Consider the following 22,567-nt stretch of genomic DNA (forward strand, 5'->3'; position numbering starts at 1 on the left):
CGCCACGGCGTCAGCGCCGCTGATATCGCGGTGTCCAGGCCGGACTTGCGGACTGTCTCGACCAGCAGCACGCCCCCGGCCTGCGAGACCACCGCCCGGCCGCCGCCCTCGATGCGGACACGCGGGTACGACCCGATACGCTTCTTCACCTGGAGAGTGCTTCTTTCCGTGCAGCCAACAGGACCCTAGACAAGTCCCATCGTTGCAGGTCAGGAGCACTCTCCGCTTATTTGATCAAGTATCGGACGCCCCACCTCGTGAAAGCGCGAGGTTAAATTGTGGACCCTACAGCCGGTCGTGCCGACCAGCGGCGAGGGGTTTCCCATGGCGCAGTTCGACAAGGACGACGTCGAGGACCTCGGACTGCTCAAGCTCGACGTGCTGGGCGTGCGGATGCAGTCGGCGATGGCCCACGCGGTCGCGGAGACGGAGCGGGCGACGGGGGAGCGGATCGACCTGGACGCCGTGCGCCCCGACGACCCGGCGACGTACGAACTCATCCGCTCCACCGAGACGCTGGGCTGCTTCCAGATCGAGTCGCCGGGCCAGCGGGACCTGGTGGGGCGGCTCCAGCCGGCCACCTTCCACGACCTGGTCGTCGACATCTCCCTCTTCCGGCCCGGCCCGGTCGCCGCCGACATGGTGCGGCCGTTCATCGAGGCGCGGCACGGGCGGGCGCCGGTCCGCTGCCCGCACCCGGATCTTCAGCGACCGCTGGAGGAGACGTACGGGGTCGTCGTCTTCCACGAGCAGATCATCGACATCGTCGACATCATGACCGGCTGCGGGCGCGACGAGGCGGACCGGGTGCGGCGCGGGCTGTCCGACCCGGAGTCGCAGGGACGGATCCGGTTCTGGTTCGCGCAGCACGCGGCGGCCAACGGCTACGACGCGGAAACGATTCAGCGGACCTGGGGGATCGTCGAGGCCTTCGGCTCCTACGGCTTCTGCAAGGCGCACGCGGTCGCCTTCGCCGTACCGACGTACCAGTCGGCGTGGCTCAAGGCGCACCACCCGGCCGCCTTCTACGCAGGGCTGCTCACCCACGACCCCGGGATGTACCCCAAGCGGCTGCTGCTGGCGGACGCGCGGCGGCGCGGGGTGCCGATCCTGCCGCTGGACGTGAACCGCTCGGCGGTCGCCCACCGTATCGAACTGGTGTCTGAAACAGGGGTCTGGGGACTCCGGTTGGCCCTCTCGGACGTCTACGGCATCAGTGAGGCCGAGGCGGCGAGGATCGCCGACGGGCAGCCGTACGCCTCGCTGCTCGACTTCTGGGAACGGGCCCGGCCCAGCCGTCCGCTGGCCGGACGGCTCGCGCAGGTCGGCGCGCTGGACGCGTTCGGCGCCAACCGCCGTGACCTGCAACTGCACCTGGCCGAACTGCACCGCGGCGGCCGCGGTGCGGGGGGCGGCCAACTCCCGCTGTCCGGCGGGCGGGAGACCGCGCCGGCCGGGCTGCCCGACCTCTCCTCCGCGGAACGGCTCAGCGCCGAACTGGGCGTGCTGTCCATGGACGCCTCGCGCAACCTGATGGACGACCACCGGGAGTTCCTCGACGAACTGGGCGTGGTGTCGGCACGCAGGCTGCGCGAGGCACGGCACGGGGAGACGGTCCTGGTCGCGGGCGCCCGCGCGGCCACCCAGACCCCGCCGATCCGGTCCGGCAAGCGGGTCATCTTCACCACCCTGGACGACGGCACCGGCCTGGTCGACCTCGCCTTCTTCGACGACTCCCACGACGCCTGCGCCCACACCGTCTTCCACTCCTGGCTGCTGCTGGTGCGCGGGGTGGTGCAGCGCCGGGGCCCGCGCAGCCTCAGCGTGGTCGGCGCGGCCGCCTGGAACCTCGCCGAACTGGTCGAACTGCGCGGCGAGGGCGGCATGGACGCGGTCGCCGCCCGGCTCGCCCGGCCGGCGCCACCGGGGGAGCCGGCGGGCGCCCCGGACGACGGAGCGGGAGCGAGCCGGGCCCGGCTCGCCGGATCGGACGGGCGGCCCGCGCCGGCCGGCTCCGCGGCCCAGGACCCGATGGAGGCCGCCCGCGGCCGCACCATCCGGATGTCGACCGGCTACGAGATGCATCCGTGGGCGGATCTGCGACCGGCGGGCGGCGAGCCCGCGAAGACAAGGAAGTTGTGGCACCAGAGTCCGGGGAGTGCGGGATGACCATCCTCTGCGTACGTTTCCAGCTGCCTGCGACCCGCGAGGGCGCCCTGCCGGAACTGCTCGGCCTGATCGAGGAGTTCACGCCGGTCGTCGAGGCGCTGCCACCGGACGGGGCGCTGGCCGATCTGCGGGGCGCCGAGCGGTACTTCGGGCGGAGCGCGGCCGAACTGGCCTCGGTGATCCGGGTACGGACGCTGGCGCTGCACGGGGTCGACTGCCTGTTCGGCGCCGGCCCCGGCCCGCTGCTGGCCCGGATGGCGCTGCGCGACGCCCGGCCCGGAGTGACGTGCGTGGTCCCCGGGGAACCGGACCGTGTCGCGGAGTTCCTCGCCGCCCGGCCCGTCACCGCGCTGCCCGGTGTCGGTGCCGCGACCGCCCGCACCCTGCGCGAGTACGGCCTCGACACGCTCGGCCTGGTCGCGGCCGCGCCCCTGTCCACCCTGCAGCGGCTGGTCGGCGCCCGGGCGGGCCGTGAACTGCGGGAGAGGGCGGGCGGCGTCGACCGCGGCCGGGTGGTGCCGAACACCACATCCCACCCCCGCTCCGGGCTCAGGTCGAGCGGGGGAACGCCGGTCCTCGCCACCGAACACCCCTTCACCCGGGACGAACTGGACCCGGACCGGCACCGCCGCGCCCTGCTCTCCGCCGCCGGGGAACTCGGTGCCCGGCTCCGCGCCCTGGACAAGGTGTGCCGCGCCCTGACCCTCACCGTGCGCTACGCCGACCGCTCCTCGACCACCCGCAGCCGCACCCTCGACGAGCCGACAGCGCACTCGGCGGCACTGACCCGCGCGGCCTACGGGATGTACGAGGCGCTCGGCCTCCAGCGGGCCCGCGTCCGCGCGCTGGTCCTGCGCGCCGAAGGTCTCGGCCCCGCCGAACAGGCCGCCCACCAGCTCACCTTCGACCCCGTCGACGAGAAGGTCCGCCGCGGCGAGGAGGTCGCCGACCGGGTGCGGGCGAGGTTCGGGCCGCGGGCCGTGATGCCGGGGACCCTGGCCGCGTAGGGTCCTTGGGGCCTCGCGTTCGGATCGGGCCGGGCTCGTGGGGTCCGGACGAAAGGCTCTGGTCCCACCTCAGTTGGCCCACGGCGGGACGATCCGGGTGCCGTCCGCGAGTTCCGCCTCCAGGCCGACGGACGTGGTGACCCAGGAGACGGCGGTCCGGTCGGTGGGGTTCTCGATGCCCACGGTGGACCCGGAGTTGATGATGAGGGTGTCCCCGGCGGTGAGCGGACCGGTCTCGCCGTCGAGGGTGACCAGGAGCTCGCCGGTGAGCAGATGGAGGATCTCCTCCCGGTTGACGGTGTGCGCGGGGGCTCTGGTGCCGGCGGGGATCTCGCCCCGCCAGGCGCACAGCTCCCGGCTTCCGGTGCGCGGGGTGGCGTACGAGACGAAGCGGGCGCCGTGGATCTCGTGGGTGACGGCCTCGGACGAACGGACGACGGGCATGGGTGTGCCTCCTGGACTCGCGGGTGGCTGCCGAATGGTCAAGCAGCTTGACTATATGATCCATGGTCAAGCCGCTTGACCGATTCGTCAAGGGTGTTTCAATGCAGTCGTGCAGAACTCCGAGGCCATGGCCCTGTCCGCCGCGCTCCTCGCCGCCGCCGGCGACCTCACCCAGCGCATCCACGACGGCGTGGTCGCCCGCGGCTTCGAGGGACTGCGGCCCGCGCACGGCTTCGCGTTCGCCCGGCTCGCCCCCGGCGGGGCGACGGTCACCGACCTCGCCGCCCACCTCGGCGTGACCAAGCAGGCCGCGAGCCAGTTGGTCGAGGAGATCGTGCGCAAGGGCTACGCCGAGCGCCGGCCGCACCCCGAGGACGCCCGGGCCCGGCTGGTCGTGCTGACCGAGCGGGGGCTGGCGTGCACCCGGGCGGCCGAGGCGGCCGCGGCGGCGGTCGTGCGGGAGTGGGCGGAGTTGCTCGGCGAGGGTGAAGTACGGGTGTTGTGCCAACAATTGGGCCGCATCGCCCCCTATGGTCCGATCAAGCCTGCCTGGTGACGGTTCATTGGTGAGGGGCCGGTCCGGTCGAGGGCATCCAAGCGATCGGCGCCGGTCGGCACCAGTTATCACTGGAAGTTTTTACTGACGCGTAACTTCACAGTTCTGCTACTCATCCGTAACTTGACGAGTGAACAGCATTCCTCGTGATCCGGATCACAGGGCGTAAGGCCGTCGCACCTCCCGTGAGCCGCAAGGAGATCACACGATGCTGCCCTGGAAACGAGCGCTCAGACCCCTCGCCGCACTGCTGCTGACCGCAGCCGTCGCCGTCGTCCCCGCCGCCGCCAGCGCCCACGCCGCCACCGCCTCCACCAGTGCAGGAGGGTGGAACGACTACTCCTGCAAGCCCTCCACCGCCCACCCCCGCCCCGTCGTCCTCGTGCACGGCACCTTCGCGAACTCCGTCGACAACTGGCTGGTCCTCGCGCCCTACCTGAAGGACCGCGGATACTGCGTCTTCTCCTTCGACTACGGCCAACTGCCCGGCGTCCCCGCCTTCTACGGCCTCGCCCCCATCGACAAGTCGGCCGAGCAGCTCAGGACCTTCGTCGACAAGGTGCTCACCGCCACCGGCACCGCCGAGACCGACCTCGTCGGCCACTCACAGGGCGGGATGATGCCCCGCTACTACCTGAAGTTCCTCGGCGGAGCCGCCAAGGTGAACGCCCTCGTCGGCATCGCGCCCGACAACCACGGCACCACCCTGTCCGGCCTCGCCAAGCTGCTGCCGTACTTCCCCGGCGCCGCGGACCTGCTCTCCACCGCCACCCCCGCCCTCGCCGACCAGGTCGCGGGCTCCGCCTTCCTCACCAAACTCAACGCGGGCGGCGACACCGAGCCCGGCGTGCACTACACGGTCCTCGCCACCCGGTACGACGAGGTCGTCACGCCGTACCGGAGCCAGTTCCTCAGCGGGTCCGACGTGCACAACGTCCTGCTCCAGGACCTGTGCCCGCTCGACCTCTCCGAGCACGCGGCGATCGGACTGATCGACCGTATCGCCTTCCACGAGGTGGCCAACGCGCTCGACCCGGCGCACGCCACCGCCACCACCTGCGCGTCCGTCTTCGACTGACGCCCGCCGGGGCCTGACCGACCTGAGCCGCCGGTCAGGCCCGGGAGTCCGGGTCAGCGGCCGTGCCGCCCGCCGCTCACCGCACGCCGGCGGACCGAGGCGAACAGGGCCGCCGCACCCAGCGCCAGGGCGGCCGCGCCGCCGACCGCGAGATACGGCGTGCTGCCGTCGCCGCCGGTCTCGGCGAGGTCCTGCGAGGCACCGGCCGCCCTCGGCTCGGCGGCGGCCTCCACCGCCGTCCCGGCCGCCGAATCCGCCGCCGCGGACGGCTCGGCCGAGGTGCTCGCGTCGTCGTCACCGTGCCCGTGGTGCTCGACCGTCGACTTGTCGGCACCGTCCTCGATCTGCTCCTCGGAGGGCGCCGAGGCGGCCGGAGCCGCAGGGGCGGCCCCTCCCGCCCCACCGGCCTGCGCGTCACCCTTCCCGGTGCCGCCCCCCGCGCCACCCCTCCCGCCGAAGGCCACGTCCGAGCACGAGTAGAACGCCTCCGGGCTGTCCGACCGCTGCCAGATCGCATACAGCAGCTGCCGCCCGGAGCGCTCGGGCAGGCTGCCGGAGAACGTGTAGAAGCCGCCCGCGGCCACCGGGTCGGTCGCCGTCGCCACCGGGTGGTCCAGATCGAGGTCGGCCCACGCCAGCGGCTTCGCCGGGTCGTAGCCCGCCTTCGTCAGGTACACCGTGAAGGTCCCCTTGTGCGGGGCGGTCACGCGGTACCCGAAGGTGTACGACCCCTTGTGCACGGAGGTGGCCGGCCAGTCGGCGCGGGCCAGGTCGAGCCCCTTGAACTCGTCGTTGCCGGCGCTGCACAGGCTGCCGTCCGGGATCAGCGCCCGGTGCCGCCCGCCCGCGTCGCCGATGCGGATGCCGTTCCAGTCGTAGAGCGCCTGGGTGCCGCCGGCCGCCACCGCCGCCCGGCACGCGGCCGACCTCGGGCTCTCCGGACCCTCGGCGTAACACTGCGCGACCCGGCTGACCGGGTCGCCCATCGACCCGTGCGCGGACGCCGGTACGGCGGCCAGCGCGGTCAGGGCGAGCGGTGCGATGCCGGCGGCGACGAGCCTGCGGCGTGCGGGCATGGGAGATCTCCTCGGAACCGGTACGGGGGGTGCCGGAACCAGGAAAACGTGAAAACACCTGCTGGAGGAGGTTCCCGGCGATCTTTAGGGCCCTCTTAAGGTGGTGCTCAGGCTGCGATGAGGTAGGTAGCGTGCGGGACATGACCGACGACGAGATCCGGGCGGCCGTCGCCGCCGACGTGCCGGCGGTGAAGGCCGTCACCGACGCCGCCTATCTGCCCTACCTGCCTCGCATCGGCGTCGTGCCGCAGCCCGTGCGCGCGGACCACGCGGCGGACGTGGCCGCGGGGAAGGTGTTCGTGACCGGCGATCCCGTGCTCGGGCTCGTCGTGGTCGAGGCGCGCGAGGACCATCTGTTCCTCGACAGCATCGCCGTCCACCCCGACGCGCACGGCAGGGGAGTGGGGCGGCGGCTGCTGCGGTTCGTGGACGCGCACGCGCGTGCGCTCGGCCTGGGCGAGGTCAGGCTCTGCACGAACGTGCTGATGTGGGAGAACCAGCGGATCTACCCGAAGTACGGGTACGAACTCCAGGGACGGCGGACCGAGGGGCCCTACGACCGTCTGCAGTACCGCAAGCGGCTGGACTGAGCCGGGCCGGTCAGCCGTCCGGCCACCAGGTGCGCGCGATGTCCTTGCGGACCTCGGGGCGCGCCGCGGGACGCTCCTCGGCCTCCTCACGGACCCGGCGGCTGTCCGGCTTCCTCAGGGGCCTCTGCACGGTCACACGGCGCATGGCTGCCTCCTTTAGCGTCTACCGGGTTCCGCGTTCTCACGGAGGTAGACCCTTTCGGGGAGAGTTCCTCATCGGCGCCGGTCTGTCAGTGGCGGCTGTCACGTTCGATTGTCAGTGGCGGGTGTCACGCTGGTCCCATGACGACCGACGACGCGACGGAACCCGCCGGGACGGACGTGGACTGGGACGACCGGGCCGCCTCCTTCGACGAGGAGCCGGACCACGGACTGCGGGACGCCGGGGTGCGGCTGGCCTGGGCCGGCCGGCTCCGCGAGTGGCTGCCCGCGACCGCCTCCGACGTCCTCGACCTCGGCTGCGGCACCGGCAGCCTCTCGCTCCTCGCCGCCGAACAGGGACACCGCGTCACCGGGGTGGACAGCTCGCCCGCCATGGTCGGCCTGGCCCGCGCCAAGCTCGCCGGCCGTGACGCCGCGTTCCTGACCGGAGACGCGGCGGCGCCGCCCGTCGGGGAGCAGCGCTTCGACGTGATCCTCGTACGGCACGTGCTGTGGACGCTGCCCGACCCGGGCCGGGTCCTGCGCCACTGGCGGGAGCTGCTGCGCCCCGGCGGGCGGTTCGTGCTGGTCGTGGGCGTGTGGGGGACCCACGACCCGGCCGGCATACCGGCCGACCGCCTCACCGGCCTGCTCGCACCCCTCGCACGGGAGGTGCGCCTGGAGCACCTCTCCGGCGACCCCCGTCTGTGGGGCAAGGACGTGACGGACGAGCGGTACGCGCTGGTGGCGATGACGGCCGGTCCCTAACGGCGGGACAGCCCTTAGACGCGGGCCGCTGCCGGAGCCCGGCCGGGGCCCGCCCCGGCTCCTACACCAGCAGTGCGTCGAAGCCCTCGCCGTCGCGGGCCAGTGCCTCCAACTCGTCGAGCGCGGCCCTCGCGGCGGCCGCCGCCGACGGGTCCGATGCCGGCAGGCCGCTCTCGGCGAACTCGTCCTCGTCCAGCCGCCGCAGGTCGGCGCCGTCGGCGGAGCGCCACAGGTCCAGGTCGAGGTCCTCGACGACGAGTTCGTCCGCCGTGCGGACGGCGGGGCGGGTGACGTCGCAGTACCAGCCCTTCAGCGTGCCCGCGCCGTCCCGGACCTCCTTCACCGAGTACCACCGGTCCCGCCAGTAGTACTCGGTGAACACGTCGCCGGGTTCGAACCGCACGAACCCGAAGTCCCGGACGCCCTCACCCGCCCAGGGCGCCCGGACGACGACGCGCACACCGTCGTCGGCGAGCACCTCCGCCGTGTAACGGATCTTCGTACGGCCCGCCTTGACGAGCACGACGTCCAACCGGGACGTCCCCTCAGCCGAGTTCGCGGACATGGCGCACCTCCGTGGCGCAGATCTCGTAGCCGAACCATCTGTTGATCGCGAGCATGGGTTCGTTGCCCGCGTCGTTGCCGGTGAACGCCTCCGTGCACCCCGCGGCGCGGGCCCGGTGCAGCGAGTGGTTCTTGGCGAGCTTGGCCAGCCCCCGGCCGCGGAAGGCGCGCGCGGTGCCGGTCATCACGGTGCCGTAGCCGGTGCCGCCGTCCGTCCGGGCCGCGCTGAAGGCCGCGGGGCGGCCGTCGACGAGGGCGACCGAGGTCAGCCCGGGACTGAACAGCGGATGACGCCAGGTCTCATCGAGCCAGACCTCGTAGTCGGTGAACTCCTGCTGTACGTCGCTCGGTTCGTCCGCCAGCGTCTCCGCGTCGAGCTCGAACAGCGGCCGGGGATCGCCGGCGAAGTCGGCTCCGGTGCGCAGTTCGACCCCCGGGGGCGGCTCCCGCAGCGGCGGCAGCGTGCCGTGCGCCAGGTCCAGCCGGAGGAAGTGCGCCGAGCGGCTCGCGGTGTACCCGTGCCGCTCGGCGAAGGCGCGGTCGGCGGGCTTGTCCAGGACCCAGCTGAACAGCCGGGTCGCGCCCGCCTCGCCCAGGTACTCCTCGGCGGTGCGCACCAGCAGCGAGCCCGCCCCGCGCCGGGTGCGCCCCGGGTGCACGTACACGTTGACGTATCCCTGGCCGGGCTGCGGACTGTCGTGGACGAGACCCACCTGGGCGGTGCCGATCACCTCGCCGTCCTCCTCCGCCACCAGGGGGCGGTAACGCGAGGCCGGGTGGGCGTGGTCGAGGTCGTAGCGGACGGACTCCGGGGTGAAGAGCATGAAGGGCAGCACCAGCTTCCGGACGCGGGCGAAGCCGGCCAGGTCGGCTCGCGTTCCGCGGCGCAGCTCGCGCACGATCACTGTCATGGGGGCGCACGCTACGGGGGAGAGCTGTCCCGGTGCCTCTCATTTTCCGGCCGGTGGGCGACAATCGCTGCGTGACCTTGAAGATCCGTATCGATGACAGTGCCCCGCCGTTCGAGCAGGTGCGTGCGCAGATCTCCGGGCAGGCGCGGGCGGGCGTACTGCCGGTGGGGTACCGCCTGCCGACCGTGCGCGGGCTGGCCGAGTCGCTCGGGCTGGCCGCCAACACGGTCGCCAAGGCGTACCGCGCGCTGGAGACGGACGGGGTGATCGAGACCCGTGGGCGCAACGGGACGTTCGTCGCCGCCGCCGGCCCGGCCGCCGAGCGTGAGGCGGCGACGGCCGCGCAGGCGTACGCGGAGCGGGTACGCCGGCTGGGCCTGGACGAGAAGGCGGCCCTGGCCTCGGTCCGGGACGCCCTGCGGGCCGCTTTCGGCACCGAGTGACACCGGCGGCCCGGACGACGCCTCACGGAGTGCGGGTCGTCCTGAGCCCCGACGCCTCGGCCGCTCGGGCGAAGGTCACCGCGTCCCCGACGGCGGCCGCGTCGGGGTCGTTGTTGAAGTACGCGTACACGTCGTCCCCGGCCCGCCAGGTGGCCGCGATCCGCTGCGCCCAGGTCGTCAGGGACCGTCGGCCGTAGTGCGGCCACGCCCGCGCGCGGCCCTGGTGGAAGCGGACGTACCCCCAGTCGGTGGTCCGCCACAGCGGGGTCGCCGGACGCGCCCGTACGTCGGCCCAGCACAGGGCGGCGCCCCGGTTCTCCAGCACCCCGCGGACCTCGGGCGTCCACCACGTCTCGTGCCGCGGTTCCACCGCGACCCGGGTGCCGGCCGGGAAGCAGGCCAGGCAGTCGTCCAGCAGCTCCGCGTCGGCGCGCAGGGTCGGCGGCAGTTGGAGCAGCACCGGCCCCAGCCGGTCACCGAGCCCCTCGGCGCGGCTCATCAGCCGCTGCACCGGCTCCCGCGGCTCCCGCAGCCGCTTGATGTGGGTCAGATAGCGGCTGGCCTTGACGGCGACGACGAAGTCCGGCGGGGTCCGCTCCCGCCACGACTCGAACGTCTCGCGGGCGGGCAGCCGGTAGAAGGCGTTGTTCACCTCGACCGTCGCGAAGCGCCGCGCGTACTCCTCCAGCCACAGGCGGGTGGGACATCCGGCCGGGTAGAACGCACCCCTCCAGTCCTTGTACTGCCACCCCGACGTGCCGACGAACAGGGTCATACGTCCATCAAAACACCCCGGGCCCCGCGCTACAGGTACAGCCCCGCGTCGGCCCCCTCCCGGGGCTCCGGCAGCGAGGTCGGGGACGTGCCCCGGCGCAGCGCGTACAGCTCGGCCAGGGAGTTGCCCTCGCGGCCCACGCCCTCCTCCGTGCCGAGCCAGGTGACCGACTCCCGGCGGGTGAGCGCCCCCACCTCGATCCGGGCCAGGCAGCGGCCGGGCCGGACGACGGCGGGATGCAGGCGTTCCAGGTCCTCGTTGGTGGTGACGGCCACCAGGACGTTGCGGCCCTGGCCCAGCAGGCCGTCCGTCAGGTTCAGCAGCCGGGACAGGGCCTGGCCGGCCGTGTGCTTGGCCTCCCCGCGGATCAGTTCGTCGCAGTCCTCCAGCAGCAGGAGCCGCCAGCGGCCCTTGCCCGCCGCGTCCTCCTCGCCGATCGCGATGTCCATCAGATAGCCGACGTCGGAGAAGAGCCGCTCCGGGTCCAGCACGCAGTCCACCTGGCACCAGTCCCGCCAGGAGCGGGCCAGGGTGCGCAGCGCCGAGGTCTTGCCCGTGCCCGGCGGGCCGTGCAGGAGCAGCAGCCGGCCCGCGATGTCCTCGGGGGTGGTCTTCATCAGGCGGTCCATGGCGTCCGCCACCGGCGCGGTGTAGTTGGGGCGGATCTCGTCCCAGGTGCCGGCGGAGATCTGCCGGGTGGTGCGGTGCGGTCCGCGCCTCGGGGACACGTACCAGAACCCCATGGTGACGTTCTCCGGCTGGGGCTCGGGTTCGTCGGCGGCGCCGTCCGTGGCCTGGTCGAGGATCTTCGCGGCGAGTTCCGCGGTGGTCGCCGTCACCGTGACGTCCGCGCCCCGGTTCCAGCGCGAGACCAGGACGGTCCAGCCGTCGCCCTCGGCCAGGGTGGCGCTGCGGTCGTCGTCGCGGGCGATGCGCAGCACCCGCGCGCCCGGGGGCAGCAGGGTGACCCCGGACCGCACCCGGTCGATGTTGGCCGCGTGCGAGTACGGCTGCTCGCCCGTCGCGAAGCGGCCGAGGAACAGCGCGTCGACGACGTCGGACGGGGAGTCGCTGTCGTCGACGTTGAGCCGGACCGGCAGCGCGTCGTAAGGGTTCACAGACATGCCGCCATGATCCGGCACGAGGAAGCCGTGCGCACCCGCTTTCCGGACCGTGCCGCTCGCGTCGGCCGCGTCACGTTCCCGCGGCCGCCCGGTCCCCTCGGAAGCGGTTCGACGTACGGCGCCGGCGTCCCCTCAGCAGCGGCGCACCGCGCCGGTCGCCGTCCGCGCGGCCCGCCGTGCCCTGCGCAGCACCGCGTACCCCTTGGTCAGGGCGCGGTCCCGGGCGAAGACGCGGGCGAGCGCGCGCCCTTCGACCAGCCGCTGGAACTCGGCGAGGTCCGTGCCGCGGCGCACGGTCACCCGCCGCAGGGCGTACGGTCCCTGCCGGCGCCGGGCCGGCGTGTTGCCGACGGCGAGCGCCTGGCCGTAGCCCGCGCGGCGCACCGCCTGCCGGACCCGGCGGTCGGAGTAGCCGTACGGATAGGCGAACGAGGCCGGTGCGGCGCCCAGTTGCTCCGAGACGATCTCCCGGCACCGGGCCAGCTCGGTGCGCAGCCGGTCGTCGTCGAGCTGGTCGAGCTGCGGGTGGGTGTGGCTGTGCCCGCCGATCTCGACGCCGGCGGCGGCCAGTTGGCGGACCTGGTCCCAGTCGAGCATGGTGTCGAGTCCGCCGCCGGTGTCGTGCGGGCCGCGCAGCCAGCCCGTGGTCACGAACAGGGTGGCGGGGAACCCGTGTTCGGCGAGCGCGGGGAGGGCGTGCCGGTGCACACCCTCGTAGCCGTCGTCGAAGGTGATCAGCACCGGCCGTTCGGGCAGCGGGCGGCCCGAGCGCCAGCAGGCCGCCAGCGCGGCCGTGTCCACCGGTGTGCGGCCCGACTCCGCGATCAGCGCCATCTGCCGCGCGAAGGCGTCCGGGGTCACCGAGAGGGCGCGGGTGGCGTCGCTGGGGTCGGCGGCGACCGCGTGGTACATGAGGATCGGCACCGGCGTGTCACTCATGGGCCGCTCCCACCAGGGGCGTCGCCCCGAAGGTGACGCCGGTCCGGCGGGCCCGGACACTGCCGACCACGTATCCGCCGGCCGCGGTGAGCAGCCCCGCGACGATGGCGCCGGCCCGCCCCGCACCGCCCGGCCGTGCCAGCAGGGCGTCCCGCAGCCCCCGGGCCACACCGGCCGGCAGCACCCGCGTGGTGTAGCGGCGCTCCGTCTCAAGTCCTCTGCCGGCGCCCACACTTCGCGCCACCAGGGCCTTCGACAGGCCCTCGGCGTAGCTGCGGGCGCGGAAGTACGCGAAGTGCTCGCGGGCCGCCGGGACCCGGTGATGGATCACCGCCCGGTCGTCGACCAGCAGGATCGCGTCGGGTCTGGCGCGGCTGAGGCGGATGCACAGTTCCGTCTCCTCGCAGCCCAGCGGGCGTTTGTCGCCGTCGCGTCCGATGCCGGTCGCGAAGCCGCCCGCCGCGTCGAAGGCCGTACGGCGGAACGAGGCGTTGCCGCCGAGGACGTTGCGGACCCGGGCCCGGCCCCGGGGCAGGCCCCGGTAGGTGCAGCCCACCACCCAGTCGAACTCCTCGGGGAACCAGGCGGGCCGGCGGCCGGAGGCCCAGACCGGCAGCACCCGTCCGCCGACGACCATGACCCGTGGGTCGGCGAAGCCCTCGGCGAGGTGCCGCAGCCAGTCGCGTTCGGCGACCGCGTCGTCGTCGAGGAAGGCCACCACGGCGCCGCGCGAGGCGGCGATCCCGGTGTTGCGGCCGGCGGACAGGCCGCGCACGCCCGCGTTGGCGAGCACCCGAACCCCGTCGGCTTCCCGGTACTGCCGGGTCAGCCGGTCGAGGAGGGCCGGGTTGTGGTCGACGACCAGCAGGGTCTCCACGGCCGGCCGGGACTGCGCCCGGACCGAGGAGACCGCCGCGAGGGTGTCCTCCCAGCGGTCCTCGGTGTAGGCGCAGATCACGACGGAGATGTCGGGATCGCTCACGAGAGCTTCCCCGGGAGGGAGTTCATCATCGGGGAGCGCGGAGCCCGGCGGCGCAGCGCGCGCCGGTTGGACCGTTCCCGGAGGATGACGCGCAGCACTCTGAGCCCGTCGCGCACGGCGCGCAGGTTGCTGGTGCCGTGGATGCGGAGGTACTCGTGGCTGGGTATCTCCTGCACCCTGAGCCCGGCCTTGACCACCCGGATGTTCATCAGGGTCTCCACCTCGAAGCCCGTGCAGTCGAGGTCGATCTTGTCGAGGCAGTGCCGCCAGAAGGCGTTGTACCCGTAGCAGAGGTCGGTGTAGCGGGCGCCGAACTTGCGGTTGACGACCGTGCACAGGGCCCGGTTGCCGAGTCTGCGCACGGGCGTCATGTCGTCCGTGCCGCCGCCGTTGGCGAAGCGGGACCCCTTGGCGAAGTCCGCGCCCGAGACGAGGGCGGAGACGTACGACACGATCTCGTTGCCGTCGGCCGAGCCGTCCGCGTCGATCATCACGATGATGTCGCCGGTGCACGCCTCGAATCCGCTGGTGAGCGCGTCCCCCTTGCCCTTGCCGTGCTGTTCGACGACTTTCACGGCGGGCCACAGCGCGCGGGCCACGCCGACGGTGTCGTCGGTGGAGTTGCCGTCCACCAGGACCACTTCGTGGATCCAGTCCGGAAGGGTCCGGAAGACGTAGGGAAGATTCTCGGCCTCGTTCATGGCGGGAATCACCACGCTCACCGGTGGCGCGATGGCCAGGTGTGAGGAGACGGGCCGGTACTGGGCGGTCGCGGACGGTTGTTGTCCCGTGGTCGCCGGCTGCAGAACAGAGCTCATGAGTCCGATCCCTCTCGTCCGGTGGACCGCCCGCCCCTGGGCGGTCCGGCTCATGTCCGGTTCGAAAGGGGGGTTCTCACCCGGGGCAGGACGGAGCGGAACTCCGTGCGACGCCGGGTGAGCTGGCAAAACTGGCCGTCTGCCGGAATCGGCAGCCGGTCTCGCGGCACGGCCCGGCCACCTGTTCGGTCACCGAGCACGGCACCCCCCTACCGCGCCCCGCGCCGGATTTCATCGCGGTCCTGAGCCCTCCCCTGGAGCCGCTTGATGACGGGCCGATGCGGGTGAGATGTACGACGGTATTGATGATTGAGCAAGTATGGCAAGACCTGGAACTAGCCCTCACGGTTTTCGTTGGTTTGACCGTTACCGCCTGATGATTGCTCACATCTTGACCGTGTTTGACGCATTCGCTGATGAGTTCGGTCCAGCGGAGCGGCCGACGCGTGCGAGCGGAGGTCGCGGGACCGTCTGACGCCCCCTCGGAAAGCCCTCGAACAGGGGGCGTTCCGAGAATTCTTGGCATGGACACTTCCGTTCAACACGCGTAGTTGCTACGACGGTTATGGCAGAGATCCTGCTAAAGGGAGGTTCCATGAGACGTTCCCGACTTGCCGCATACGTCAGCTCACTCCTCCTCGCCGCCGGCCTCGCCCTCACCGGGGCAACCACGGCTCAGGCGTCCCAACTCGCCGCCACAGGCGGATATGTGGCGCTCGGCGACTCCTACTCCTCCGGAGTCGGAGCGGGCGGCTACATCAGCTCCAGCGGCGACTGCAAGCGCAGCACGAAGGCCCATCCCTACCTCTGGGCCGCCGCCCACTCACCCTCGTCCTTCGACTTCACCGCCTGCTCGGGCGCCCGAACGGGTGATGTTCTGGCCAACCAGCTCACCCCGCTCAACGCCACCACCGCCCTCGTCTCCGTCAGCATCGGCGGCAACGACGCCGGCTTCGCCGACGTCATGACGACCTGTGTGCTCCAGTCCGACAGTTCCTGCCTGTCCCGGATCGCCACCGCCAGGGCGTACGTCGACTCGACGCTCCCCGGCAAGCTCGACAGCGTCTACTCCGCGATCCGCGCCAAGGCACCGAGCGCCCGGGTCGTCGTCATCGGCTATCCCCGCTTCTACAAGCTCGGCACCACCTGCCTCGGCCTCTCCGAGACCAAGCGGAAGGCGATCAACGACGCCGCCGACCACCTCGACACCGCCGTCGCCGCCCGCGCCGCCGGCCACGGCTTCGTCTTCGGCGACGTCCGCGGCACCTTCGCCGGCCACGAGATCTGCTCCGGCGACTCCTGGCTGCACAGCGTCAACTGGCTCAACATCGGGGAGTCGTACCACCCGACCGCGGCCGGCCAGTCCGGCGGCTACCTGCCCGTACTGAACAGCGCGGCCTGATCCGCTACGGACTGACCGAAGCGGAGACAGAGGGGGAGGCCCCGCCCGTCGGGGTCTCCGCCACACAGGTGACCGAGAACGGGACCGGGTCGGACGTCGTGCGCACCGGGTCACGGACCTCGACGCTGATCGCGTTCTCGATCGTCCCGCTCTCGTCGTACGTCGTCACGATCGCCCGGTCCTGCCGGGTGCGCCCGCCACCCGCGGGGAACGACAGCGTCTTCCAGCCGGAGTCCATCACGTGACCGTCCCGCGACACCCAGCGGTAGCTGACCCGCGCCGGCAGCCGGCCGACCGTGATGGTCGCCGTGAACGCCGGCGCCTCGCCGTTCGGCGGCGGGCACGTCCCGGAGTACTCGGTGTGCGCACCGGTCAGCGTGACCTGCACGGACTGGGCGGGAGGCGCGCTCGACGGGCTGCCGCCGCGGGTCGGGGAGGACGCCGGAGAGTTCGCCGCCGAGTGGCCGCCGCCCGTGGTGGGACCCGAGTCCACGCCCACACTGGTGCTGTTGGAGGCCCGCCCTTCGCTTCCGCCGCCGCCCCCGTCGTGGTTCAGCAGGACGTACGTCAGCCCGGCGATCGCCAGCGCGAGTGCCGCGAGGCCGGCGACGAACGCCACGACCGCACGCCGGTCGCGGCCGGGCCGGGCCGCCGCCCTGGTCGTGCCGGACGGGCCGGACCCGTAGGCCGCCGTGGCCGGGGACTGCGGCGGGGTCGGAGCCGGCGACGACCAGGATTCGGGCCGCCCGGTCGAAGTCGGCGTGTACGGGGCCGCCCGCAGCGTGTTCGCGCGCGGGGCGCCGCCCGCGGCGACCGCCCGCAGGTCCTGTTCGGCCCGGTCGGCCGGCAGCCGCTCCGCCGGATCCTTGCGCAGCAGTCCCTCGATGACCGGAAACAGCGGCCCCGCCCGGCGCGCGGGCGGCAGTTCCTCGTCCACGATGGCCCGCAGCGTGCTGAGCGGAGTGTTCTGGCGGAAGGGCGAGTTGCCCTCGACCGCCGCGTACAGCAGCACACCCAGTGACCACAGGTCGGACTCGGGTCCGGGCGTACGGCCCAGGGCCCGTTCCGGGGCCAGGAACTCGGGCGACCCGATGACCTCGCCGGTCATGGTCAGCGCCGAACTGCCCTCGACCGTCGCGATGCCGAAGTCGGTGAGCACCACCCGGCCGTCGTTCGACAGCAGGACGTTGGCCGGTTTCACGTCCCGGTGCAGCACCCCGGCCGCGTGGGCGGCGCGCAGCGCGGCGAGCACCTCCGCGCCGATGTGCGCGGCGCGCCGCGGGTCGAGCGGCCCCTCCGCCTCCAGTGCGTCGGCCAGGGACACACCGCGGACCAGTTCCATCACGATCCACGGGCGGCCGTCCTGCGTGGCCACGTCGTAGACCGTGACCACGTTGCGGTTGGCGACCCGGGCCGCCGCCCACGCCTCGCGCTCCAGCCGGGCGTACAACCGCTCGACCTCGGAGTCCGGCAGCCCGGCGGGCGCGCGCACCTCCTTGACCGCGACCTCGCGGTGCAGCACCTCGTCACGGGCACGCCACACCGTTCCCATGCCGCCCTCACCGAGCGGCGACAGAAGGCGATAGCGGCCGGCGATCAGCCGGTCACCGCCAGGTCCTCCGGACACGCGCGTCCCCCCTCCGTCTCCGCGTGATTTCCCCACAAAAGTAGCTCAGCCGAGTGCTGATGCCGCCCCCTTGAGCACGAGTCCCACTCCGAGCGCGAGCACCACGAGCGCCGACGCGAGGGGCGCGGTCCGGCGCACGAGGACCGTCAACCGGCTGGCCGCCCAGCGCGGCCGCCGTTCCAGGGCGCGGTTCATCCCCGCCCCGAGCCGGACGACGGCGAAGCCGGCCGCGGTGAGCGTGAGGGCGAGACCGACGCCGTACGCGACGACGAGCAGCAGCCCGAACCACGCCTGGCCGAGCGCCGCCGCGCCGACGAGCACCACGACGGCGGACGGACTCGGCACGAGACCACCGGCGAAACCGAGCAGGATCGTGCCGCGCAGGGTGGGCGCGGTGGCGTGGGTGTGCGTGAAGCCGCCGTGCGTGTGCTCCACGGCGTGCGGATCGTGGGCGTGGTCGTGGGGGTGTTCGTGAGCGTCGTCGTGGCGGTGCCCGTGCGTGTGCCCGTGCGCGCGCTCGTCGGCCGGGTGCTCGTGCTCGTGGGGGTGCGCCGCGTCGTGGGTGTGGCCGGGGGCGTGCTCCGGCGCGCACTCGTCGGATGCCGCCCGGCTGTGCGCGGCTACCAGAACCGGCGTGCGCTCCAGGGCGTGAGGGTGAGCGTGGGCTTCGGCGCCGTCGTGGGTGTGGCCGTGGCCGTGCTCGTGCGGCTGCCCGTGGTCATGCCCGTGATCGTGATCGTGCCGGTGCGCCCGCGCGGGCCGGTGCTCCTGCGGGCGGGGGCGGCTGCGCCAGGCCCTGCGCAGGAGAGTCGTGCCCGCGCAGGTGACCAGGACACCGCTCGCGATGCCGAGCCAGGCGATCACCGAGGGCGTGGCCGCCGAACCGGCGGTGACCAGCAGGCCGAGGCCGACCACGCCCAGGGTGTGGGTGACGGTCACCGAGGCGGCCAGCGGCAGGACGTCCTTCATCCGGGCCCTGCCGCCCCGCGCGGCCGCGGTGGCGGCCATGAGGGTCTTGCCGTGCCCCGGGGCGAGCGCGTGCATCGCGCCGAGGGCCACGGCGATGAGCAGGGCCAGCGCGGCGAAGCCGAGGGTGAGGTCGTGCCGGGCCACGAGGGAGTCCAGGGCCCGGGTCCAGCGGTCGGCCCCCCGGGGCAGGACGGAGGCCGCCGGGGCGTCCTGCCGCTCCTCGGCGAGGGCGGGGCCACCGGGGCGCACGCGCAGGGAGGCGGTCGCGGTGTCGGCGGGGGAGGAGAGCAACGCCTTCGGATACACGGTCAGTTCGTGGGAAACCGATGTCTTCGGTACGTCCGTCGCGGTGAGCGTCATACGGTCGCCGCGCGCGGTGATCTCCCGCCAGCCCGGGCCGGTGGAGGCTCCCGCGCTGTGGAATCCGAGGGCGACGGTGTCCCCGGCGGGCAGCTCGGCGGTGAGCCGGCACTCCACCCGCAGGGTGTTGAGCCCCGCCTGGCCGGGCCGCAGGCGCGCGCGGCTGGTGACGACGGTCAGCGGGACGCCACGGCCGTCGGCGGTGACCTTGCTGCCCTCGGCGGCCTCGGCGCACCGTTGCCGCGCCCACTCGGTCGTGCCGAGCCGCTCCAGGTCCGGCTTGGCCTGGGTCGCGGGGATCTCGGCGAGGTCCTCGACGTGGTCGACGCGCAGTGCGCCGGGGGCGGCCACGAGACCGTCGTACCGGTTGACGGTGAAGTTCCCGAGCGGGTGCGCGCTCGCGGCCCCGGCGGGAAGCAGCGCGAACCCGGCGGCGGCGGTCAGGACGGCCGCGCCGACGGCGAGACGGCGGGCCCTCACCGGGCGGATCCCAGGGCGGTACGGGCCGCGCGGGCGCCGAGCGGCGAGAAGCCGGGGTTCAGTTCCAGGGCCGCGCGCAGCGAGGCGCGGGCCGCGGCGCCGTGGCCGGTGGCGCGTTCGATCACGCCGCGGTGGTACAGGAAGGAGGCGTTGTGGTAGCCGGTGGCCGTGGCCCGCCGGGCGTACGGCAGGGCTTCCGCGTCGCGGCCGTTGACGTGCAGGGCCCAGGCCAGCGCGTCCGCGGTGTGCACGGTGTGCCGGCGGGCCCACTCGGCGCGGGCCGCGCGCAGGGCCGCCGCCCGGTCGCCGTGGTCGGCCGCGGCGAGCGCGGTGTCGAGGTCGGCGTTGACGCCGTTGGCGCGCGCTAGCGCGATCCAGGCGTCGACCAGGGCGTACTGGTCGCCGGCCCGGCCGCGGTCGCCGGCGCCGCCGCGCTGCTCGTACAGCTCGCCGAGTTCGACGAGCGGGCCGGGCAGCGGGAAGCGGGAGACGACGTCCTCCATGTCGCGGATCGCGCCGGCCCGTTCACCGCTCGCGGCCTCGGCGCGGGCGCGTCCCTCCAGCGCGGGGAGGTAGTTCTCGTCGGCGGCCAGGGCGCGCGCGTAGCGGTTCAGGGCGGTCTTGTAGTCGCCCTGGTTCCAGGCGAGTTGGCCGAGCGCCGAGGCCACGTAGGAGATGTCGCCGGGAGTGGAGGCGGTGGCGAGGGCGTGCTCCAGGACGCGGCGGGCGGTGGAGACGTCACCCCGCAACTCCCGTACGTAGGCGTACCGGGTGAACACCGGGATGCCCGGCCGCCTGGCGTCGGCGGTGTCCGCGGCCTTCGACGCGTCGGTGTAACGGCCCAGTTCGACCAGGGCGTCGATGCGGGAGCACAGGGCGCGTTCGCTGTAGGGGTTCTCAGCGAGGACCCGGTCCGCGTAGGCCAGGGCGTTCTTGAAGTCGTGGCGGGCCGCGGCGAGGGCGGCGCGGCCGGACAGGGCCTGCTCGTTGTCCGGCTTCAGGCCGAGGGAGCGTTTCAGAGCCTGCTCGGCCTGCGGGTAGCGGGAGGGGTCGCCCTTGGTGCGGGCCTGCTCGACGTAGGCGAGACCGAGCGTGGCCCAGCCGCCGAAGTCCTTGGGCTGGGTCCGGAGGTGGGCCTGCAGGGCGGCGATGCTCGCGTCGAGGCCGCCGCTGGACAGCAGCGCGGGGGAGATGTCGGCGGGCGCGGCCGCGACGGCGGCCGTCCCGCCACCGTCCCGACCGGCGCCGACCGCGATCGACCCGGCGGTCAGCGCGACGGCCAACAGAGCGACACATCCGGCGAGTTGTGCCACCCGCCACCGCCGGCCGGCCGCACCGACCCGCCGCACGGCGACGACGCGCGCATCGGCGACGGCGACAGCGGGGACGGCGTCGCCCTCGGGACCGTCGGCGGCGGTCTCGGGGACCACGCCGGCGCTCCGGCCTTCCTCGACCGTCTCGGAGAGGACGACGTCGGTGCTCTGGGGATCGCCGGCAGGCGTCCCGGTGGCGGCGGCCGGTTCCGCGCCGCGCTCGCGCCCGGCCGGTGCGGCCGGCTCGTCGCCGTGCCCGCTCTCCGGTGCGCTGTCGTTCGTACGCGGGGCCATGCCCTCTCCTCGGTCGCCTGGGATGGTTCAACCTGCTCAGTGACTGCGGAAGTCGTCGTGTGGGGCGGCGCGACCCGCGCCGTGGGGGATGAGTACGCGGGTCGCGCCGGACTGTGGGGATGACGGGCGGCGGGCGGGGGCGGCCCGGTCGAGGGCAGTCGACGGGGCGCCGCGGCCGCCCGGCCGCCGGCGGGTTCTAGTACGCCCGCCCGCGCATCCGGCGCCACCACATCAGGGCGCCGCCGATCAGCAGGACACCGATCGCACCGGCGCCCGCGGAGGCGGCGATCAGCGGGGTGTCGGAGCTGCCGGAGACACCGGCCGGCTGGAGCGCGTCGCCGAGCTGGTTACGGACGTCGTTGCCGCCGCTGGTGCCCTTGGCGAGCTTGCCGCGGGAGCCCGCGGTGGGGTTGGCCAGGTAGGGGAAGGAGTGGCCGAACTTCTTGTCGTTCTTGTCGACCGCGTCGCCCAGGTCGTTCTTGGAGCCGACCAGCTCGCCCTCGACCACCTGCAGCGAGGCGTCGATCACGTCGTCGGTGAGCCGACGGCCGTTCGGGAAGCCCGCGTTGTCACCGTCGAGGACACCGAGACGCTTGGGGCTGGCGGTCGGCTTGATCGAGGTGTTGAGGCGCAGTTCCTCGGACGGGCGGCCGTTCGGGGGCTGGTTGAGGCCCTTGACGCCCTTCAGGAACACGTCGACCAGGTCGTTGCGCGGCTCGGCGGGCGCCTTGATCTTGTAGATGCCCTCGATGAGCTTCGGCAGTTCGGGGTTGGTGACGTTCTTCAGGAACTGGGCGTCGTCCCACGGCGCGGACGCGTTGAACTTGTCCTTGTCCCCGATGGGGTTGACGACCTCGTTGACCAGCGGGTTGCCGAGGCGCGAGACCTGCGAGTAGTACCCCTGCGCGTTCCGGCGCTGCGTGGTCGACCAGATGCCGACGACCGGCTGGTGCGAGGACTCGGTGATCATCTTCGTGGGGACCTGGAGGGCTATCGAGTTGACGTTGTAGCCCTTGAGCGTGTCCCGGCCGACCTCGGACAGGTTCCCGCCGTACAGCAGGTCGAAGACGCGCAGGTCGAGGAAGAACGGGTCGTCGGCCTGGCCGGCGAAGGTCTGCGCGCCGCTGCTCAGCTTGTAGATCGCCTGCTTGCGCAGCGTGTTGTAGTCCGGCATCGACGCCTTGCCGACGTTCGACGGCGCGACCGGCACGTCGTCGGCGATCTTCGTCGAGGACATCACCTTCTGGTCGTGCAGCTTGACCAGGTCGATGTCGTAGGTCTGCGTGATGTTGAGGTCGGGGTCGTTCAGGCTGGTGACCGCGCCCGTGTTGTAGAGGAACGTCTTCTTGTTCTTCGTGTGGGTCTTGAAGGTGTAGCGGATGAGCAGATCGCCCTGCGCGTCACCGTTGTTGTCGATGTGGAGGTCGTACTGCGCGTCGTCGGCGAACGTGAAGAAGTTCGGGCCGCCGGCCGGGTCCTCGAACGGGATCCAGTTCGCGATGATGGTGGTGGAGTCCGGGTGGTCCGGGCTGACGAACGCGTACACGTCCGTGTTGTCGTACTGGGGCTGCCCCGAGATCAGCGGAGCCTCCCGGTGACTGGAGGCGGAGGCCGCCCCCGGTTCCAGCGTGGCCACGCCGGCGGCTGCGAGCCCCCCGGCGGCCAGCGCACCACATACGAGGGTCGCGAAACTCCTGCGTCCCGCACCGCTCCTGGAGATAGGTGTCATGCCGTCCG

21 protein-coding genes and 2 pseudogenes are annotated in these 22,567 nt (G+C 73.1%); 8 read left to right on the top strand and 15 right to left on the bottom strand.

The features are described from left to right. Nucleotides 1–149 (bottom strand): annotated as a pseudogene (locus ABZT03_RS34775) (IS1380 family transposase); the annotation flags it as partial. A gap of 142 nt (nucleotides 150–291) precedes the next feature. Here ABZT03_RS34775 and ABZT03_RS34780 point away from each other — a divergent pair. Next, a pseudogene (locus ABZT03_RS34780) lies at nucleotides 292–2,169 on the top strand (OB-fold nucleic acid binding domain-containing protein); the annotation flags it as partial. Next, nucleotides 2,166–3,176 carry a hypothetical protein gene (locus ABZT03_RS34785; RefSeq protein ID WP_356046866.1) on the top strand — a complete coding sequence of 337 codons (1,011 nt, stop codon included), beginning with the start codon at nucleotides 2,166–2,168 and terminating at the stop codon, nucleotides 3,174–3,176. The pseudogene ABZT03_RS34780 and the gene ABZT03_RS34785, both read left to right, overlap by 4 nt. Before the next feature lie 69 nt (nucleotides 3,177–3,245). Here ABZT03_RS34785 and ABZT03_RS34790 read toward each other — a convergent pair whose 3' ends face one another. After that, nucleotides 3,246–3,620: a cupin domain-containing protein gene (locus tag ABZT03_RS34790; protein WP_356046867.1), complete on the bottom strand. Its 375-nt coding sequence runs from the start codon at nucleotides 3,618–3,620 to the stop codon at nucleotides 3,246–3,248. A 109-nt stretch (nucleotides 3,621–3,729) separates the two neighbouring features. On the opposite strand from ABZT03_RS34790, the gene ABZT03_RS34795 reads away from it, so the two are divergent. Together ABZT03_RS34795 and ABZT03_RS34800 are read left to right on the top strand one after the other, a co-directional pair. Further along, nucleotides 3,730–4,176: a MarR family winged helix-turn-helix transcriptional regulator gene (locus tag ABZT03_RS34795; protein ID WP_356046869.1), complete on the top strand. Its 447-nt coding sequence runs from the start codon at nucleotides 3,730–3,732 to the stop codon at nucleotides 4,174–4,176. A gap of 208 nt (nucleotides 4,177–4,384) precedes the next feature. Then, complete coding sequence (locus tag ABZT03_RS34800) at nucleotides 4,385–5,254, top strand: alpha/beta fold hydrolase (protein ID WP_356046871.1); 870 nt, start codon at nucleotides 4,385–4,387, stop codon at nucleotides 5,252–5,254. Between the two features lie 53 nt (nucleotides 5,255–5,307). Here the strand turns inward: ABZT03_RS34800 and ABZT03_RS34805 are convergent, their stop codons facing one another. Further along, a complete protein-coding gene (locus ABZT03_RS34805; protein ID WP_356046872.1) occupies nucleotides 5,308–6,330 on the bottom strand; it encodes a lytic polysaccharide monooxygenase in 1,023 nt (340 codons plus the stop codon). 140 nt (nucleotides 6,331–6,470) lie between these two features. Between ABZT03_RS34805 and ABZT03_RS34810 the strand changes: the two genes are divergently transcribed. Further along, a complete protein-coding gene (locus ABZT03_RS34810) occupies nucleotides 6,471–6,920 on the top strand; it encodes a GNAT family N-acetyltransferase (RefSeq protein ID WP_356046874.1) in 450 nt (149 codons plus the stop codon). Nucleotides 6,921–6,930: 10 nt separating this feature from the next. Here ABZT03_RS34810 and ABZT03_RS34815 read toward each other — a convergent pair whose 3' ends face one another. Further along, nucleotides 6,931–7,065 (bottom strand): hypothetical protein, encoded by a 135-nt coding sequence (locus ABZT03_RS34815; RefSeq protein ID WP_356046875.1) that lies wholly within the window; start codon nucleotides 7,063–7,065, stop codon nucleotides 6,931–6,933. 137 nt (nucleotides 7,066–7,202) lie between these two features. Between ABZT03_RS34815 and ABZT03_RS34820 the strand changes: the two genes are divergently transcribed. Then, nucleotides 7,203–7,829, top strand: a complete 627-nt coding sequence (locus ABZT03_RS34820; protein ID WP_356046876.1) for a class I SAM-dependent methyltransferase — start codon at nucleotides 7,203–7,205, stop codon at nucleotides 7,827–7,829. Between the two features lie 61 nt (nucleotides 7,830–7,890). Here ABZT03_RS34820 and ABZT03_RS34825 read toward each other — a convergent pair whose 3' ends face one another. Then, nucleotides 7,891–8,394: a DUF402 domain-containing protein gene (locus ABZT03_RS34825; protein WP_356046877.1), complete on the bottom strand. Its 504-nt coding sequence runs from the start codon at nucleotides 8,392–8,394 to the stop codon at nucleotides 7,891–7,893. After that, on the bottom strand, nucleotides 8,375–9,304 hold the full coding sequence (locus tag ABZT03_RS34830) for a GNAT family N-acetyltransferase (RefSeq protein ID WP_356046879.1): 930 nt from the start codon (nucleotides 9,302–9,304) through the stop codon (nucleotides 8,375–8,377). Before ABZT03_RS34830 ends, ABZT03_RS34825 begins: the two co-directional genes overlap by 20 nt. Nucleotides 9,305–9,375: 71 nt before the next feature. Here ABZT03_RS34830 and ABZT03_RS34835 point away from each other — a divergent pair, with 71 nt between their 5' ends. Next, nucleotides 9,376–9,747 (top strand): GntR family transcriptional regulator, encoded by a 372-nt coding sequence (locus tag ABZT03_RS34835; protein WP_356046881.1) that lies wholly within the window; start codon nucleotides 9,376–9,378, stop codon nucleotides 9,745–9,747. Between the two features lie 22 nt (nucleotides 9,748–9,769). Here the strand turns inward: ABZT03_RS34835 and ABZT03_RS34840 are convergent, their stop codons facing one another. The 5 genes from ABZT03_RS34840 to ABZT03_RS34860 all read right to left on the bottom strand — a co-directional run bounded on the left by ABZT03_RS34840 (nucleotide 9,770) and on the right by ABZT03_RS34860 (nucleotide 14,385). Then, nucleotides 9,770–10,522: a DUF72 domain-containing protein gene (locus tag ABZT03_RS34840; RefSeq protein WP_356046883.1), complete on the bottom strand. Its 753-nt coding sequence runs from the start codon at nucleotides 10,520–10,522 to the stop codon at nucleotides 9,770–9,772. 29 nt (nucleotides 10,523–10,551) lie between these two features. Beyond that, nucleotides 10,552–11,646 carry a DUF5925 domain-containing protein gene (locus tag ABZT03_RS34845; protein WP_356046885.1) on the bottom strand — a complete coding sequence of 365 codons (1,095 nt, stop codon included), beginning with the start codon at nucleotides 11,644–11,646 and terminating at the stop codon, nucleotides 10,552–10,554. A 132-nt stretch (nucleotides 11,647–11,778) separates the two neighbouring features. Continuing rightward, a complete protein-coding gene (locus ABZT03_RS34850) occupies nucleotides 11,779–12,585 on the bottom strand; it encodes a polysaccharide deacetylase family protein (RefSeq protein WP_356046886.1) in 807 nt (268 codons plus the stop codon). Further along, nucleotides 12,578–13,567 (bottom strand): glycosyltransferase family 2 protein, encoded by a 990-nt coding sequence (locus ABZT03_RS34855; RefSeq protein WP_356046888.1) that lies wholly within the window; start codon nucleotides 13,565–13,567, stop codon nucleotides 12,578–12,580. Before ABZT03_RS34855 ends, ABZT03_RS34850 begins: the two co-directional genes overlap by 8 nt. Continuing rightward, on the bottom strand, nucleotides 13,564–14,385 hold the full coding sequence (locus tag ABZT03_RS34860) for a glycosyltransferase family 2 protein (protein WP_356046890.1): 822 nt from the start codon (nucleotides 14,383–14,385) through the stop codon (nucleotides 13,564–13,566). The genes ABZT03_RS34855 and ABZT03_RS34860 overlap by 4 nt, the downstream gene beginning before the upstream one ends. A 595-nt stretch (nucleotides 14,386–14,980) precedes the next feature. Between ABZT03_RS34860 and ABZT03_RS34865 the strand changes: the two genes are divergently transcribed. Continuing rightward, nucleotides 14,981–15,787, top strand: coding sequence for an SGNH/GDSL hydrolase family protein (locus ABZT03_RS34865; RefSeq protein ID WP_356046892.1), 807 nt, complete (start codon nucleotides 14,981–14,983; stop codon nucleotides 15,785–15,787). A 4-nt stretch (nucleotides 15,788–15,791) separates the two neighbouring features. On the opposite strand, the gene ABZT03_RS34870 is transcribed toward ABZT03_RS34865, so the two are convergent. The 4 genes from ABZT03_RS34870 to ABZT03_RS34885 form a co-directional block, all read right to left on the bottom strand. Next, the gene (locus ABZT03_RS34870; protein WP_356046893.1) at nucleotides 15,792–17,414 is read right to left on the bottom strand and encodes a protein kinase; all 1,623 of its coding nucleotides are present in this window, start codon (nucleotides 17,412–17,414) and stop codon (nucleotides 15,792–15,794) included. A gap of 45 nt (nucleotides 17,415–17,459) precedes the next feature. Further along, nucleotides 17,460–19,223: a nickel transporter gene (locus tag ABZT03_RS34875; RefSeq protein WP_356046895.1), complete on the bottom strand. Its 1,764-nt coding sequence runs from the start codon at nucleotides 19,221–19,223 to the stop codon at nucleotides 17,460–17,462. Continuing rightward, nucleotides 19,220–20,830: a tetratricopeptide repeat protein gene (locus ABZT03_RS34880; protein ID WP_356046897.1), complete on the bottom strand. Its 1,611-nt coding sequence runs from the start codon at nucleotides 20,828–20,830 to the stop codon at nucleotides 19,220–19,222. The genes ABZT03_RS34875 and ABZT03_RS34880 overlap by 4 nt, the downstream gene beginning before the upstream one ends. A gap of 196 nt (nucleotides 20,831–21,026) precedes the next feature. Beyond that, nucleotides 21,027–22,559, bottom strand: coding sequence for a DUF4331 domain-containing protein (locus tag ABZT03_RS34885; RefSeq protein ID WP_356046899.1), 1,533 nt, complete (start codon nucleotides 22,557–22,559; stop codon nucleotides 21,027–21,029). Between the last annotated feature and the right edge of the window lie 8 nt (nucleotides 22,560–22,567).

Source organism: Streptomyces sp. NPDC005574 (genome assembly GCF_040605435.1).
Taxonomy (GTDB): Bacteria; Actinomycetota; Actinomycetes; order Streptomycetales; family Streptomycetaceae; genus Streptomyces.